The 15,341-nt window shown below is 70.1% G+C and carries 12 protein-coding genes; 10 read left to right on the top strand and 2 right to left on the bottom strand.

The window, feature by feature from the left end; all coding sequences use genetic code 11:
• Positions 1–64: 64 nt before the first annotated feature.
• The 6 genes from Q9R20_RS14965 to Q9R20_RS14940 all read left to right on the top strand — a co-directional run bounded on the left by Q9R20_RS14965 (position 65) and on the right by Q9R20_RS14940 (position 8,065).
• The gene (locus tag Q9R20_RS14965; RefSeq protein ID WP_311250072.1) at positions 65–1,279 is read left to right on the top strand and encodes an MFS transporter; all 1,215 of its coding nucleotides are present in this window, start codon (positions 65–67) and stop codon (positions 1,277–1,279) included.
• Between the two features lie 135 nt (positions 1,280–1,414).
• Positions 1,415–3,658, top strand: a complete 2,244-nt coding sequence (gene treS / locus Q9R20_RS14960) for a maltose alpha-D-glucosyltransferase (protein ID WP_311250083.1) — start codon at positions 1,415–1,417, stop codon at positions 3,656–3,658.
• A 33-nt stretch (positions 3,659–3,691) separates the two neighbouring features.
• Positions 3,692–4,243: a GIY-YIG nuclease family protein gene (locus Q9R20_RS14955; RefSeq protein WP_311250071.1), complete on the top strand. Its 552-nt coding sequence runs from the start codon at positions 3,692–3,694 to the stop codon at positions 4,241–4,243.
• A gap of 195 nt (positions 4,244–4,438) precedes the next feature.
• A complete protein-coding gene (locus Q9R20_RS14950; protein WP_311250069.1) occupies positions 4,439–5,113 on the top strand; it encodes a hypothetical protein in 675 nt (224 codons plus the stop codon).
• Positions 5,114–5,291: 178 nt separating this feature from the next.
• Complete coding sequence (locus Q9R20_RS14945) at positions 5,292–6,911, top strand: HAMP domain-containing sensor histidine kinase (protein ID WP_311250068.1); 1,620 nt, start codon at positions 5,292–5,294, stop codon at positions 6,909–6,911.
• The gene (locus Q9R20_RS14940; protein WP_311250067.1) at positions 6,908–8,065 is read left to right on the top strand and encodes a diguanylate cyclase domain-containing protein; all 1,158 of its coding nucleotides are present in this window, start codon (positions 6,908–6,910) and stop codon (positions 8,063–8,065) included. Before Q9R20_RS14945 ends, Q9R20_RS14940 begins: the two co-directional genes overlap by 4 nt.
• Before the next feature lie 28 nt (positions 8,066–8,093).
• Here Q9R20_RS14940 and Q9R20_RS14935 read toward each other — a convergent pair whose 3' ends face one another.
• Positions 8,094–8,495 (bottom strand): response regulator, encoded by a 402-nt coding sequence (locus Q9R20_RS14935; protein ID WP_311250066.1) that lies wholly within the window; start codon positions 8,493–8,495, stop codon positions 8,094–8,096.
• A gap of 114 nt (positions 8,496–8,609) precedes the next feature.
• Between Q9R20_RS14935 and coaE the strand changes: the two genes are divergently transcribed.
• The gene (gene coaE / locus Q9R20_RS14930) at positions 8,610–9,212 is read left to right on the top strand and encodes a dephospho-CoA kinase (RefSeq protein ID WP_311250065.1); all 603 of its coding nucleotides are present in this window, start codon (positions 8,610–8,612) and stop codon (positions 9,210–9,212) included.
• Between the two features lie 138 nt (positions 9,213–9,350).
• Complete coding sequence (gene uvrB, locus Q9R20_RS14925) at positions 9,351–11,420, top strand: excinuclease ABC subunit UvrB (RefSeq protein ID WP_311250064.1); 2,070 nt, start codon at positions 9,351–9,353, stop codon at positions 11,418–11,420.
• A 92-nt stretch (positions 11,421–11,512) separates the two neighbouring features.
• Here uvrB and Q9R20_RS14920 read toward each other — a convergent pair whose 3' ends face one another.
• Positions 11,513–11,755, bottom strand: a complete 243-nt coding sequence (locus tag Q9R20_RS14920) for a hypothetical protein (RefSeq protein ID WP_311250063.1) — start codon at positions 11,753–11,755, stop codon at positions 11,513–11,515.
• Positions 11,756–11,788: 33 nt separating this feature from the next.
• On the opposite strand from Q9R20_RS14920, the gene Q9R20_RS14915 reads away from it, so the two are divergent.
• A complete protein-coding gene (locus tag Q9R20_RS14915; protein WP_311250062.1) occupies positions 11,789–12,229 on the top strand; it encodes a MarR family transcriptional regulator in 441 nt (146 codons plus the stop codon).
• Between the two features lie 140 nt (positions 12,230–12,369).
• Positions 12,370–15,339: an excinuclease ABC subunit UvrA gene (gene uvrA / locus Q9R20_RS14910; RefSeq protein ID WP_396653699.1), complete on the top strand. Its 2,970-nt coding sequence runs from the start codon at positions 12,370–12,372 to the stop codon at positions 15,337–15,339.
• Positions 15,340–15,341: the final 2 nt, after the last annotated feature.

Genomic DNA, 15,341 nt, shown 5'->3' with positions numbered 1-15,341 from the left:
CCGGGGGAGCGCGTGTACCGGCGCTTCGCCATACCCCGAGCCGAGAGATCACTAGGGTCGAAGAGTGAGCGGCTTCGCGGGACACCTGCCGGGGAGTCGGGAGTACCGCCGTCTGCTGGTCGGTCTCTTCTTCGGGGGTGTGGCGACCTTCGGCCAGCTCTATGCGACGCAGGCGCTGCTGCCGTCGATCGCGACCGATGTCGGCGCGGCGCCGGCGGATGCGGCCCTGACGGTATCGGCATCCACTCTCGGTCTCGCTGCCGCCGTGATTCCGTGGTCGATCGTCGCGGACCGGATCGGGCGCGTCCCGGCGATGGCCATCGGATTGATCGCGGCGACGGTCCTGGGCGGGCTCTCCCCGCTCGCGCACGAGCTGAGCGTCCTCCTGGGCCTGCGTCTTCTCGAGGGACTGGCCCTCGGTGCGGTGCCCGCGGTGGCCCTCGCCTACCTCAGTGAGGAGATCCACCCGCGTGCGGTCGCCGCGGCGGCCGGGTCGTACATCGCCGGAACCACAGTCGGGGGCCTGACGGGTCGCGTCGCCTCCGGGTGGGTGGGGGAACTGCTCGGGTGGCGGTGGGGGGTGGCATCGGTCGTCCTGGTGTGCGTCGTCTCGGCCGCGGTGTTCCTCGCTCTCGTGCCCGCGGCGCGCGGATTCGTGCCGGGGCGGTCCCGATCGGTGCGCGGCCCCTCGATCGTGCGCCGTCTCGCTCTGAACCTGCGCTCACCCGCGCAACTCGCCCTGTACGCCCAGGGCTTCCTGCTGATGGGGGCGTTCGTCGCCGTCTACAACTACCTCGGGTTCCACGTGACCGAGCCGCCGTTCTCCCTCCCGCCTGCCGTCGTCACTCTGCTCTTCCTCGCCTATCTGGCGGGGACGGCGTCGTCGCCGCGCGCGGGAGCCCTGGCGGTGCGTCACGGCCGCCTTCCGGTGCTGCTCGCGAGCACCGGGGTCATGGCGACGGGTGCGGCGCTGATGTTCATCCCCTCCGTCGTCGCCGTCCTCGCCGGGCTGATCGCGTTCACCGCGGGGTTCTTCGGGGCCCACGCCGTGGCATCCGGGTGGACGCCCGCCGCGGCCGACCCCGAGGCGCGCGCCCAGGCCTCGTCGCTGTATTACCTGGGCTACTACGGCGGTTCGAGCCTCTTCGGGTGGGCGCTGGGGATCGCGTTCGGGCGCCTCGGGTGGGCATGGTTCCTCGGCGCCGTGCTCACCCTGTGCGCTCTCGCGGCCCTCGCCGCCCTCGCGGCCCTGCGCGCGGTCCCCCCGAAGCGGGGGTGAGTGTCGTCTCAGACCTCTCGACATGAGGTCAATGCCTACGGAGGATGAGGCATCGAGCGACTAGCGTCGGAGGTGATGTGAGGGAGGTCGGGTGTGGACGACGCCGACGAGCGCACCGTGACGGAAGACGAGACGATGCTGGCCGAGCAGGCCACCGCGGATGAACCCGTCGAGACGGTGTCGGAGATCAGCTACGACGAGCAGCGGTACCCTGCGCGGCCGCGACGTCTGCGCCCGCGGGACCAGTTCCGCGGCGGTACGCTGCGACGGTTCCTCACGGACCCGCGCAACGCCAACGGCGGCAATCCCTCGTACGTCGAATGGCTCGTGCGTCAGTCGATGCTGAAGGACGCCGACGTTCTCAGCCGGCAGTTGTCTGGACAGCCCTCGATGTGGCGCAACCCCTACGCCCGCCCCGACGCACGACGCGCGATCGAGTCGACGGACGTGTGGTTCACGGCCTACCCCATCTCGCTCATCACCCGGCCGGGGGAGTCGTTCCTCGATGCGCTCGGCGACGAGGCGCTGTGGGAGGCGTTCGAGTGGGTGGGGATCAACGGCATCCACACCGGGCCGGTCAAGCGGGCCGGCGGTATCACGGGGTGGCAGGAGACTCCGAGCGTCGATGGTCACTTCGACCGCATCAGCACGCAGATCGACCCCGAGTTCGGCGACGAGAACGCCTTCCGCCGGGTGGCCGACGTGGCGGAGTCGCACGGCGGCAGCGTGATCGACGACATCGTCCCCGGTCACACCGGGAAGGGCGCCGACTTCCGCCTCGCGGAGATGGCGTACAAGGACTACCCCGGGATCTATCACATGGTCGAGATCCCCCGGGAGGACTGGGACCTACTGCCCGAGGTGCCCGCCGGGCGCGATTCGGTCAATCTCGACGCCGAGACCGAACGCGAGCTCAGCGCCGCCGGCTACATCATCGGCGAACTGCAGCGCGTCATCTTCTACACCCCCGGTGTGAAGGAGACGAACTGGAGCGCGACCGCGCCCGTCGTGGGTGTGGACGGTCTCGAGCGTCGCTGGGTCTACCTGCACTACTTCAAAGAGGGGCAGCCCTCGATCAACTGGCTGGACCCGACCTTCGCGGGGATGCGCCTCGTGATCGGCGACGCCCTGCACTCGCTCGGTGATCTCGGCACGAGCGCCTTGCGTCTGGATGCCAACGGCTTCCTCGGCGTAGAGAAGAGCGCGGAGGGGCTGCCGGCGTGGTCGGAGGGCCACCCGCTCTCGCACGCGGCGAACCACATCATCGCGGGCATGGTGCGCAAGGTCGGGGGCTTCACCTTCCAGGAGCTCAACCTCACGATGGAGGACATCCGCGACACCGGCGCGGTCGGTGCCGACCTGTCGTACGACTTCGTCACCCGCCCGGGGTACCATCACGCGCTGGCCACGGCCAACACCGAGTTCCTGCGCCTCGCACTCACCACGGCCCTCGAGACGGGGGTCGAGCCCGTGCAGCTCGTCCACGGCATGCAGAACCACGACGAGCTCACCTACGAGCTCGTGCACTGGGCGACGACGCACCGCGACACCGTCTACCCGTTCCGGCACGGGGAGCACACCGGCGGGGAGATCGCGGAGATGGTCCGGGCAGACCTGACCGAGAAGCTGACGGTCGACGCCGACTACAACCTCGTCTTCACCCAGAACGGGATCGCCTGCACCTCGGCATCCCTCATCGCCGCGACGCAGGGCAAGGCGACGCTCGAGGACATCACGGAGGCCGACGTCCCCGCGATCCGCGACGCGCATCTGCTGCTGGCCAAGTACAACTCGTGGCAGCCGGGCGTCTTCGCGCTTTCGGGGTGGGACCTCACCGGTTCGCTCACCCTGCCCGCCGACGACGTGCGCCACCTCATCTCCTCCGGCGACACCCGTTGGATCGAGCGGGGGGCGCACGACCTGCTGGACGTCGCTCCCGAGGCGGCGTCGTCGGTCTCGGGCGTCCCGCGGGCGCGTTCGCTCTACGGCTCGCTCGGCGACCAGCAGAAGGACCCGGAGTCGTTCCTGGCGGGACTGCGCGACGTCCTGGCCATCCGCAGCGAGCACGGGATCGCCGTGTCCTCGCAGGTCGACATCCCGCAGGTCGGCCACCCCAGCATGCTCGTCATGGTTCACCGCCTCGACGGGGGCGACCGGCGTGCCGAGAACGCCCCTCTGCAGATCACGGTGCTGAACTTCTCGGGCGAGACCATCGAGGGCACGGTGCGCTCCGAATGGCTCGTGCCGCAGAGCACCGCGGTGGATGCCGCCAGCGGCGACGTCGTCGGACGCGTCGACGAGCTGCAGAGCTTCTCGCTCGAGCTCGGGCCCTACGCGGGTCTGTTCCTGCTGCTGGAGGCGCCCGACACGGACGAGTGAGGCGATGTCGGAGGTCGGGCGTAGCGTGAGCGCATGCCCGACCCCGACTGCCTCGTCCCCGGTTGCACCGGTGGCGTCGAGGCCGAAGCTCCAGTGAGCCTGTGCGCCTGGCACGCGGCCGTGACCGCCGAGTGGAGCACGGCGGCGTCGGGCATCACCGACGTGCTGCCGGTGCCGTGCCGCCTGTGCGGCTCGCGGCTCGGCGTGCGCTGGCCCAGCGGGTGGCTGTGCGCCGTGTGCGAGTGGCGGCACGGCGACCCCGTCGATGACGAACTTCCGCCACCCCGGGTCGACGTCGTCTACTACCTCCGCTTCGATGACCGCATCAAGATCGGGACGACGGCCCGCCCGCGCCAGCGTCTCGCGGCGATCTGGCACGACGAGCTGCTGGCGTTCGAGCCCGGCGATCGCCTCGTCGAACGTCGCCGGCACGAGTCGTTCGCCGAGGAACGGTACGGGCGGACCGAGTGGTTCCGCCGATCTCCGGCGCTCGACGCCCATGTGGCCGCCCTCTCCGCGGGGGTGGACGACCCCTGGGCGCGGTACGCCCGCTGGACGAGCGAGGCCATCGCGCGGCGGGGGTGAGTCCCGGGCGTCTCCACCGCTGAGGTCGGGGAGTCGGACGAGCGGCGTGCGGCGGCGGGTGATCTCGACGCCGGACGGCGACTTCGTGCGCGGCTCGCGGAGCGGCCATTGTCAGCGCCGACGCTGTACGCAAGCCCCGGCGTCTTCCGAGACACCGTATCTATGGTGGGCGCACACCGACACGGGAGGCACACGATGGGATTCCTCGATCGACTGTTCGGCTCCGCCGACGATGCGTCGAAGCGCCCTGCCGAGACCGCGGCGCCACGGGGCGCGGCGAGCGAGAGGCGAGCAGCAGACGGGAGCTACGCGCCGCCGCCGCCTGCGGGCGCCGCGGAAGCGGCATCCGGCACCGGCGACGACCAGCGCGCCGTCGAGCGCTACCGCTATCTCCTGCGGACGGCGCCCCCGGAGACCGTTGAGCAGGTGCACGCCGAGGCGTTCGGCAAGCTCACCCCGCCGCAGCGGCAGCAGGTCCTGCAGGAGATCTCGGCGGGCGTGGACCCCGCGGAACGACCGCGCAGCGACGACCCGTCGTCTCTCGCACGCGCCGCCACGCGCGCCGAGTACGCGCAGCCCGGCTTCATGGAGCGCACGTTCGGCGGGAGGTCGTTCTCGGGCGGGCCGGGCTTCGGCTCCATGCTCGGCGCGTCGATGCTCGGCACCATCGGCGGATACGTCGTCGGATCGGCGCTCGTCGGCGCCCTCTTCGACCCCGGCTACGACGCCGGCTACGCCGACGGGGCCGCCGCAGACGAGGGCGGCGCCGCCGCCGACGGGGGAGCGGCAGACGCCGGAGCGGTGGATCCCGGTGCAGGCGACGTGGGTGCCGACTTCGGTGGGGACTTCGGCGGCGACTTCGGGTTCTGACCCGGCGGTCGTCGGCCTCTCGCGACGCGGGTGCGGCTCCGGGACACGGGATACGAGGCCGCGTTTCCCGCGTCGCCCCGCGCGATGGCCGACGGCGCGCACCGGAGCCTGCCGATCGACCGGCGTGCCGCCGCCGCGCGCCGGTGGCGACGCCCGTCGAGCCGCTATGGTCGAGGCCATGGCGCTTCCCGTCCCGAGTGAGCGTCTCGGGCTGCGGCGCAGCATCGTGGCGAATCAGATGCTCCTCACCGCAGCGACCCTCATCGGCGTGACCGTCTCGGTCCTCACCCGGCAGGTCATCGACGGCGCGGTGTTCTTCGCCGGTGCCGCGGTCATCTTCGCCGGCGTCGTCGCGGCGATGCTGGCCCCCTGGGAACGGCTTCCGCGCTGGATGATGGGTGCCCTGCCCATCGCCGACGTGCTGGCGATCGCGCTGCTGCGCGAGGCGGCGCCGCTGGCCGGCCTCGGGCTGCTGTGGGCGTTCCCGGCGATCTGGGTCGGCATGGTCTTCGGGGTGCGCGGCGTCGTCTCGATCAGCGTGGTGGTCACGGCGGTGATGATCCACCAGGCGCTCGTTGTCGACGGACAGCGCTTCACCTCGGCGACGCTCGTGCTGCCGTTCGTCATCGCGGCGCTGTCGTCCATGTCACACTTCACCGCCCGCCGCGCGCAGGCCCAACGCGAACTGCTCGAGAAGCAGTCGGCCGAGCTGCGTCGCGCCGTCGACCGTGCGCGGCGGCAGGAGGACCTCGTCACGGAAGTCCTGGATGCCGTCGACTTCGGCGTGACGCGCGTGACGCCATCGGGCGACTTCACCGTCACGAACGCCGCCCACGCGCTGCTGCTGAACACCACCGACGCGTTCGGCCGCGAGGTGGCGGTGTTCTCCGCCGACGGGTCGACGATCATCGCACCCGAGGCCTCGCCGCTGGCCCGTGCCCGCGCGGGGGAGGTGTTCGAGGGTGAACTGGTCTGGTACGGCTCCCCGGGGGAGGACCGTCGCGCCCTCAGCATCACCTCGCGACGTCTGCCCGCGAGCGACATCGGCGAGGCCGGCGGCGTCGTCGTGTCTCGCGACGTCACCGTCGAGGAGCAGGCGCGTCGCGCCCGTGAGGATCTCGTCGCGAGCGTCTCGCACGAGCTGCGCACGCCCCTCACCTCGATCATCGGCTACCTCGACCTGGCGCTGGACGACCCCTCGATCACGGGTCCGGTCCGCGACCGCCTGACCGTCGCCGAGCGCAACGCCTCGCGGCTGCTCGAACTGGTGGCCGACATCCTCGCGATGTCGACGACTTCGCGGGAGGGGGTCGGCGTCGACCTCGACCTGCGTGCCACCGATCTCTCCGCCGTCGTCCGCGCCGCGGCGGAGTCCATCGCTCCGCGCGCCGAGGACCACGGCATCCGGGTCTCGGTCGTCGGCGAAGCCGAGGCCCTCGCCGTCGTCGACGCGCGGCGCGTGCGCCAGGTGGTCGACAACCTGCTGTCGAACGCGGTGAAGTACATCCCGCGTGGGGGAGCGGTCGAGGTGGCCGTCGTGTGCGACGTCCGCTCGGTCGCGATCGTCGTCTCGGACGACGGGCCGGGGATCGGCCCGGGCGAGCAGGCCCGTTTGTTCGAACGCTTCTTCCGCGGCGACGCGGTGCGCAACTCCTCCACCCACGGCAGCGGCCTGGGGCTGGCGATCAGCCGGGACCTCGTTCGCGCCCACGGCGGCGAGATCACCGTGCGCACCGCGCCCGGCGAGGGCGCCGTTTTCACCGTGCGGCTTCCGCGCGATTCCCGGGAGGGCCTGTGATCCTGGATGTCCTGACCCTGCAGGTCGTCGCCGCGCTCGTGATCGTCGTCTCGGCGACGATGTACCTGCTCGACACCATCATGCTCAAGGACGGCCCGTCCGGGCGGCTGTGGGCCAGCGCCTACCTGGCGGGCACGTTCTCCGCGCTCTGCTACCTCGCGTGGATGCTCACGTCGGGCGCCTTCGTCGCGGTCGCCGTCGGCAATGGCGCCTTCGTCGCCGCCACGGGTTTCATCTGGCTGGGCAGCGTCGCGTACAACGGTCGACCGACACGGGTCCCGTCGCTCGTGATGGCGGGCGCGGTCGCCCTCGTCGTGGTCTCCGCTCTCGCCGCGGGCCCCGACGGCGGCGACTGGGCGGGGGCGGTCCCCTTCTTCCTCGGCAACGCCCTCTTCGCCGTGCTCGGCGCGATCGAGACCCGCCGCGGGCCGATCGGCCGGCGCTGGAGCGCCGGGGGCCTCGCGGCCATCCTGGCCGTCGAAGCGGTGTGGTTCGTCAGCCGCACGGTCGTCTTCGTCTCGATCGGACCCGACAGCGAGCTGTTCCGGTCCGCCTTCGACACCCGGGTGTCGGGGCTGCTGACCATCACGCTCGTCATCGCCGCGATCGTGGTCACCTCGGTCCTGCGCACGAACGACTCGGCGATGCGCGGCATCTCCGAGACCCGCGAGCTGTCGGTGGATGCCGACGGCGTCCTGTTGCGCGAGTCGTTCGACGTGACGTTGGCCAGCGTCGCCCCGCGTGCGGAGTCCGCGGGAGAGGGCCTGTGCGTCCTGTGCGTCCGCATCGACGATCTGAAGCGCATCGCGGTCGCCTTCGGCCCCGACGACGCCGACGGGATCGCGCGCGAACTGCGGGCCTCGGTCCGCCGTCACGCTCCCACCCTGGCGTTGGTGGGAGAAGTGGATGCCACCGGCCTCGTCGTCGCGTTCACCACCACCCCCACCACCGACGTGCGTCGCGCCGCGCGTGTGCTTCGCGAGCGGGTGGTGCGCGATCTCTCCCGGCTGGGGGCGGCGGTCGTCCCCGTGGTCGGGGTGGGGATGGCCCTGGCGACCGACCACGGCTACGCTCCCGATGCCCTGGTCCGGAGGGCGGAGGAGGCTGCGGCTCAAGCCGCCCGCAGCGGTGAGGACGCCCTCGGGCCGGTGTGAAGCCGATGCCGGGGGCGGGCTCGGAGGGTCAGGGGCGCGCTCGGATCGGAGGCGGTACCGGCGGTGGTGTCCCCGCGAGATCCTCGACACGCTGACGGAGCTCGCGCGGACGGAAGGGTTTGGTGAGGTAATCGTCGGCACCGGCTTCGCGGCCGGCGCGCCGTTCGGGCTCATCGGCCCGCGCGCTCACCATGAGGATGCGCGTCGGACTGAACGCGCGGATGCGCCGAGCGGTCTCGAAGCCGTCGATGCCGGGCATGCTGACATCGAGGGTGGTGACGGCCGGGTCGTGTCGGCGCACGAGCTCGATGCCGTCGAGGCCGGTGGCAGCGGCGCGCACCGCGAATCCTGCGCCCTCGAGAATGGTGCACAGCAGCAGCCGGATGTCGAGGTCGTCCTCGATCACCACGATCGTGCGTGCGGGGGTCATGGCGGAGCTTCCGGGGAGCAGGGGGAACGATGTGCGCTTTCGAGGAATGCTAGAGGACGACCGGCCCCGACGTGCGGAGGCTCGGAGCGGCGGGGGATGTGGCATCCTCTTCGGGTGCCCCTCGTCGCGCTGACCGGTGGAATCGCCTCGGGCAAATCCACCATCGCATCCCTCCTCGCCGACCGCGGCGCGGTGATCGTCGACGCCGACGCCATCGTGCGCGAGGTCCAGGCGCCGGGGTCGCCGGTGCTCGCCGACATCGAGCGCGAGTTCGGTGCGGACGTGATCGCGGACGACGGCTCCCTCGACCGTCCCGCCCTCGGGGCGATGGTGTTCGGTCATCCCGAGCGGTTGGCGGCGTTGAACGCTCTCGTGCATCCGGCCGTTCGAGCGGAGTCGCAGCGGCGGTTCTCGGCGGCCTTCGACGACGACCCGGACGCCGTCGTCGTGTACGACGTGCCGCTCCTGGCGGAGGCGCGCGCCGGCGACGCCTGGGACACGGTGATCGTCGCCCATGCCCCCGCGGAGGTGCGCGTACGCCGACTGGTCGACAACCGCGGGTCGAGCGAGGCCGATGCCCGTGCGCGCGTCGGTTCGCAGGCCAGCGACGAAGAGCGCCTCGCCCTGGCCGACGTCGTGATCGACACCTCCTCGACGATGGATGCCACCCGCCGGCAGGTCGACGAGCTCTGGGCCCGGCTGATGTCGCGCGGCTGAGCTCCGCGGCGATCCGGGATCGTCGCTGACGGGCGCCCGCCCCGGTGCGTGCTGCTCGTGAGCCGGCGCGAGCGGCATGCTCGCGCACGGCGAACGCAAGCCGACCCCGATGTCGGAGGCCCCGCCTACGCTGGAATCATGCAGGCCACGCGTTCCGTCCGCCCCTTCGAGGTCGTCAGCGAATACTCTCCTTCCGGTGATCAGCCGCAGGCGATCGCCGAGCTCGCCGCGCGCATCAATGCGGGCGAGACCGATGTCGTGCTCCTGGGTGCGACCGGTACCGGGAAGTCGGCCACCACGGCGTGGCTGGTCGAGCAGGTGCAGCGACCCACGCTGGTGCTCGCGCACAACAAGACGCTGGCGGCCCAGCTGGCGAACGAGTTCCGCGAACTCATGCCGAACAACGCCGTCGAGTACTTCGTCTCGTACTACGACTACTACCAGCCCGAGGCGTACGTGCCGCAGACCGATACGTTCATCGAGAAAGACAGCTCGATCAACGCCGAGGTCGAGCGGCTCCGTCACTCCACGACCAACTCCCTGCTGTCGCGCCGCGACGTGGTGGTCGTCTCCACGGTCTCCTGCATCTACGGCCTCGGCGCGCCCGAAGAGTACCTGCGCGCCATGGTGGCGCTGCAGGTGGGGGAGCGCTATGACCGCGACGCCCTCATCCGCAAGTTCATCTCGATGCAGTACAACCGCAACGACGTCGACTTCTCCCGCGGCAACTTCCGCGTGCGCGGCGACACGATCGAGATCATCCCGGTGTACGAGGAGTATGCGATCCGTATCGAGATGTTCGGCGACGAGATCGAAGCGCTGTACCTCCTCCACCCGCTGACGGGCGATGTGATCGAGAAGATGGATTCCGTACCGATCTTCCCCGCGTCGCACTACGTTGCGGGCACCGAGACCGTGCAGCGCGCGATCGGCACGATCGAGCACGAGCTCGAAGAACGACTCAAAGAGTTCGAGATGCAGGGCAAGCTGCTCGAAGCGCAGCGGCTGCGTATGCGCACGACCTTCGACCTCGAGATGCTGCAACAGCTCGGCTTCTGCTCGGGGATCGAGAACTACTCGCGGCACATGGACGGCCGCATGCCGGGCGATCCGCCGCACACCCTCCTCGACTTCTTCCCCGACGATTTCCTCCTCGTCATCGACGAGTCCCACGTCACGGTGCCGCAGATCGGCGCGATGTACGAAGGAGACGCGTCCCGCAAGCGCACGCTCGTCGAGCACGGCTTCCGGCTGCCCAGCGCCATGGACAATCGTCCGCTCCGCTGGGACGAGTTCAAGGAGCGCGTCGGTCAGACCGTCTACCTGTCGGCGACCCCCGGCCGCTACGAGATGGGGATCGCCGACGGTGTCGTCGAGCAGATCATCCGACCGACCGGTCTCGTCGATCCCGAGATCATCGTGAAGCCCTCGAAGGGGCAGATCGACGACCTGCTCGAGGAGATCCGCGTGCGCGTCGAACGCGACGAGCGCGTGCTCGTGACCACGCTGACGAAGAAGATGGCGGAGGAGCTGACCGACTTCCTCGGCGAGCACGGGGTGCGCGTGCGCTACCTGCACTCCGACGTCGATACGCTCCGTCGCGTCGAGCTGCTCACCGAGCTGCGGGCGGGCGTCTACGACGTGCTCGTGGGCATCAACCTCCTCCGCGAGGGGCTCGACCTCCCCGAGGTGTCGCTGGTGGCCATCCTCGACGCCGACAAGGAGGGCTTCCTGCGAAGCGGTACGTCGCTCATCCAGACCATCGGCCGTGCGGCGCGAAACGTGTCGGGCCAGGTGCACATGTACGCCGACAAGATGACCGACTCGATGAACAACGCGATCGAAGAGACCGAGCGTCGTCGCGAGAAGCAGATCGCTTACAACAAGGAGAGGGGCATCGACCCGCAGCCGCTGCGGAAGAAGATCGCCGACATCACCGAGGTGCTCAACCGCGAGGCGTCCGACACCAAGAACTTGCTGGCGCGCAACGACAAGTCCGGCAAGGGCAAGTCGCCGACGCCCTCCCTGCGCCGTAGCGGGATCGCGGCAGAGGGAGCCGATCAGCTCGAGTCGACGATCGCCGACCTGACGCAGCAGATGCTGGCGGCGGCTGCCGAGCTGAAGTTCGAGCTCGCGGGTCGTCTGCGCGACGAGGTGCAGGACATGAAGAAGGAGCTGCGCGCCATGGAGCGCGCCGGTCACGCCTGACCCGCGGACGGGAGGGGGTGCCCCGGTGCCTTCCCCGAGGGCGACGACCGCCGAGGCGCGACGCGCTGCGTCATCGGGGGCGTCGTCCTCCGTCAGGGGCAGTGCAACAGCGGCTTCGGCCCCGACCGGTCGACGGTGTGCTCCGTCATGGCGTGACCGCACAGCGGGCACGGCCGGCCGGTGCGCACGGGTTCGGGCGTGGTCTCGTACGGGCCGACCGAGGCCGGGCCGGCGACGCGGATGAGTCGGGTGTTCAGGTACTGGTACCAGCCGCCGGCCTCGCGCACACGCTCGCGCAGCGGCGGGCGATCGGCATCCCTTCGTGTCATGATCATTAGTGTACTAACTGTTTGGTCGGAGGAGGTCTCATGGACGATCCGTTGAAGCTCGAGAACCAGGTGTGCTTCGCGCTGGTCACGGCTGCGCGCAACGTGGTGTCGATCTACCGGCCCGTCCTCGAGCCCCTCGGGCTCACGCACCCGCAATACCTCGTCATGCTCGCCCTCTGGGAGCAGTCGCCGCGTTCCCTCGGTGCCCTCGCCGCCGAACTCGCGATGGAGCCGGCGACCCTCTCGCCCCTCGTGAAGCGGCTCGAGGCCCAGGGGCGGGTGATGCGCTCCCGGCGCGCGGATGACGAACGCGTGCTCGACATCGCGCTCACGCCCGAGGGGCGCGAGCTGCGCGAGCGCGCTCTGGACGTGCCGACGCAGATCATGGCGAGGGTCGGCGTCGACGTGGACGCCCTGGTCGCCCTTCGCGACGGACTCGCGCCGTTCGCGGCGCGGCCCGCGGAGGCTCCGATCTCCTGACCACGGGGGAGCCGGACGGGCTCGACACGGCGGCGTTTCGCGGCAGGTCGTCGTCCAGGTGCGAGCAGCGAACTGTCGCACATCCGTGCGCTCCGGGCGAACCCGGGGCCGATGTCGGAGGGTCGACCTAGACTTAACAGGTGCCGATCGTTCCCGTCGTTTCCTCGTCTTCGCCCGCGAATACCGCCGCCTCCAGCGGCACGTTGAGTGTGCGCGGCGCGCGCGTCCACAACCTCAAGAACGTCGACCTCGACATCCCGCGCGACTCCCTCGTCGTGTTCACCGGGCTGTCCGGCTCGGGCAAGTCGAGCCTGGCGTTCGACACCATCTTCGCCGAGGGACAGCGCCGCTACGTCGAGTCGCTCAGTGCCTACGCGCGTCAGTTCCTCGGTCAGGTCGACCGACCGGACGTCGACTTCATCGAGGGGCTGAGCCCCGCCGTCTCGATCGATCAGAAGTCCACCAACCGCAACCCGCGTTCGACGGTCGGCACGATCACCGAGATCCACGACTATATGCGTCTGCTCTGGGCGCGCGTCGGCGTCCCGCACTGCCCCGACTGCGGCGCACGCATCCAGCGTCAGACGGTGCAGCAGATCGCCGACCAGCTCATGGAGCTGCCCGAGCGCACGCGTTACCAGATCGTCGCCCCGGTGGTCACGCAGAAGAAGGGCGAGTTCGTCGACCTCTTCAAAGAGCTGAGCGCCAAGGGCTACGCCCGCGCGGTCGTCGACGGCGAGCTCGTGCAGCTGGCCGAGCCTCCCGTCCTGAAGAAGAGCTACAAGCACGACATCGCGGTCGTGGTCGACCGACTCGTGGCATCCGGAGACAACCTCAGCCGCGTCACCGACTCGGTGGAGACGGCGATGGGACTCGCCGGCGGCATCATGCAGGTCAACTTCGTCGACGAAGAGGGCGACGACGCCTGGCAGTCGTTCTCCGAGAAGCTGGCGTGCCCGAACGGGCACCCGCTGCAGCTGACCGAGATCGAGCCGCGCACCTTCTCGTTCAACGCTCCCTTCGGTGCGTGCCCCGTCTGCTCCGGCCTCGGAACGCGGATGTCGGTCGACGTCGACCTCATGCTCGGCGACGAAGAACTCTCGATCCGCGACGGCGCGATCCTGCCGTGGACCACGCAGGGGAAGGGTCTCTTCCAGTACTACGAGCGTCTCCTCGAGGGACTCGCCCGCGACCTGGACTTCTCGCTCGACACGCCCTGGAAGGACCTCTCCAAAGACGTCCAGCAGGCGGTGCTGCGCGGCGAGAACTACAAGGTCACCGTCAAGTGGAAGAACCGTTACGGCCGCGAGATGCGGTACTCCTCGGGCTTCGAGGGCGTCGTGCCCTACATCGAGCGGCAGTACCTGCAGGCCGAGTCCGACACCCAGCGTCAGCGCTGGTCGGAGTACCTGCGCGAGGTCCCGTGCGCCGTGTGCGACGGCGACCGGCTCAAGCCCGAGGTGCTGTCGGTCCTCGTCGATGACACCTCGATCGCCGCGGCCTCGCGAATGAGCCTGGCCGACGCGCGCGAGTTCTTCTCGAAGCTCACCCTCACCGAGCGCGAGGCGACCATCGCCGCGGCGGTGCTCCGCGAGATCCGCGCGCGCCTCGACTTCCTGCTGCAGGTCGGGTTGAACTACCTCAGCCTCGGCCGCGCGGCCGGCACGCTCTCGGGCGGAGAAGCGCAGCGCATCCGTCTCGCGACGCAGATCGGGTCCGGCCTCACCGGGGTGCTCTACGTGCTCGACGAGCCGTCGATCGGTCTGCACCAGCGCGACAACCGCCGTCTCATCCAGACGCTCGAGACTCTGCGCGATCTCGGCAACACGTTGATCGTCGTCGAGCACGACGAAGAGACCATCCACGCCGCCGACTGGGTCGTCGACATCGGACCGCGCGCGGGCGTCGACGGCGGAAACGTCGTGCACTCCGGACCCCTCGCCGAGCTCCTCGACGACGAGCGCTCCCTCACGGGCGCGTATCTGTCGGGCCGGCGCGCGATCGAGGCGCCGAAGAAGCGTCGCAAGATCGACAAGAAGCGCCAGATCACGGTGGTCGGGGCGCGCGAGAACAACCTGCAGAACGTCACGGTCGACTTCCCCCTGGGCGTGCTCACCTCGGTCACCGGTGTGAGCGGTTCCGGCAAGTCGACGCTGGTGAACGGCATCCTCTACGAAGTCCTCGCCTCCAAGCTGAACGGCGCGCGCCGCGTGCCCGGCAAGCACACGCGCGTCACCGGTCTCGACAACCTCGACAAGGTCGTGCACGTCGACCAGGCGCCGATCGGCCGCACGCCCCGCTCGAACCCGGCGACCTACACCGGCGTCTTCGACCGCATCCGCAGCCTCTTCGCCGAGACCCCCGAAGCGAAGGTGCGCGGCTACCAGGCCGGCCGCTTCAGCTTCAACGTCAAGGGCGGACGCTGCGAGGCGTGCTCGGGCGACGGCACGTTGAAGATCGAGATGAACTTCCTGCCCGACGTCTACGTCGACTGCGAGGTCTGCCACGGCAAGCGCTACAACCGCGACACCCTGTCGGTGCACTACAAGGGCAAGAACATCGCCGAGGTCCTCGAGATGCCGATCTCCGAGGCGGCGGAGTTCTTCGAGCCGATCCAGGCCATCCACCGCTACCTCAAGACCCTCGTCGACGTGGGTCTCGGGTACGTGCGACTCGGCCAGTCGGCGACCACCCTCTCGGGTGGCGAGGCGCAGCGCGTCAAGCTCGCGACCGAGCTCCAGCGCCGCAGCAACGGTCGCTCGATCTACGTGCTCGACGAGCCCACGACGGGCCTGCACTTCGAAGACGTCTCGCTGCTGCTGAAGGTGCTCAACGGGCTGGTCGACAAGGGCAACACGGTCATCGTGATCGAGCACAACCTCGACGTCATCAAGAGCTCGGACTGGGTCATCGACCTCGGCCCCGAGGGCGGCGCCGGGGGTGGCACGATCGTGGCCACCGGCACTCCCGAGCAGGTCGCGAAGGTGGAGGACAGCCACACCGGTTCGTTCCTGGCGGAGCTCCTCGAGACGGGCCGCACCGGCACGCAGCGCAACATGTCCGAGACCGAGGTCGCCCGGGAGCCGGAGCTGGCCGGCCAACGGGCCTGAGC

Origin of the sequence: Microbacterium sp. PRF11, from assembly GCF_031844085.1 — a bacterium.
Taxonomy (GTDB): Bacteria; Actinomycetota; Actinomycetes; order Actinomycetales; family Microbacteriaceae; genus Microbacterium.
The sequence above is the reverse complement of the archived record's forward strand: the minus strand, read 5'-3'. Positions and strand labels throughout refer to the sequence as shown.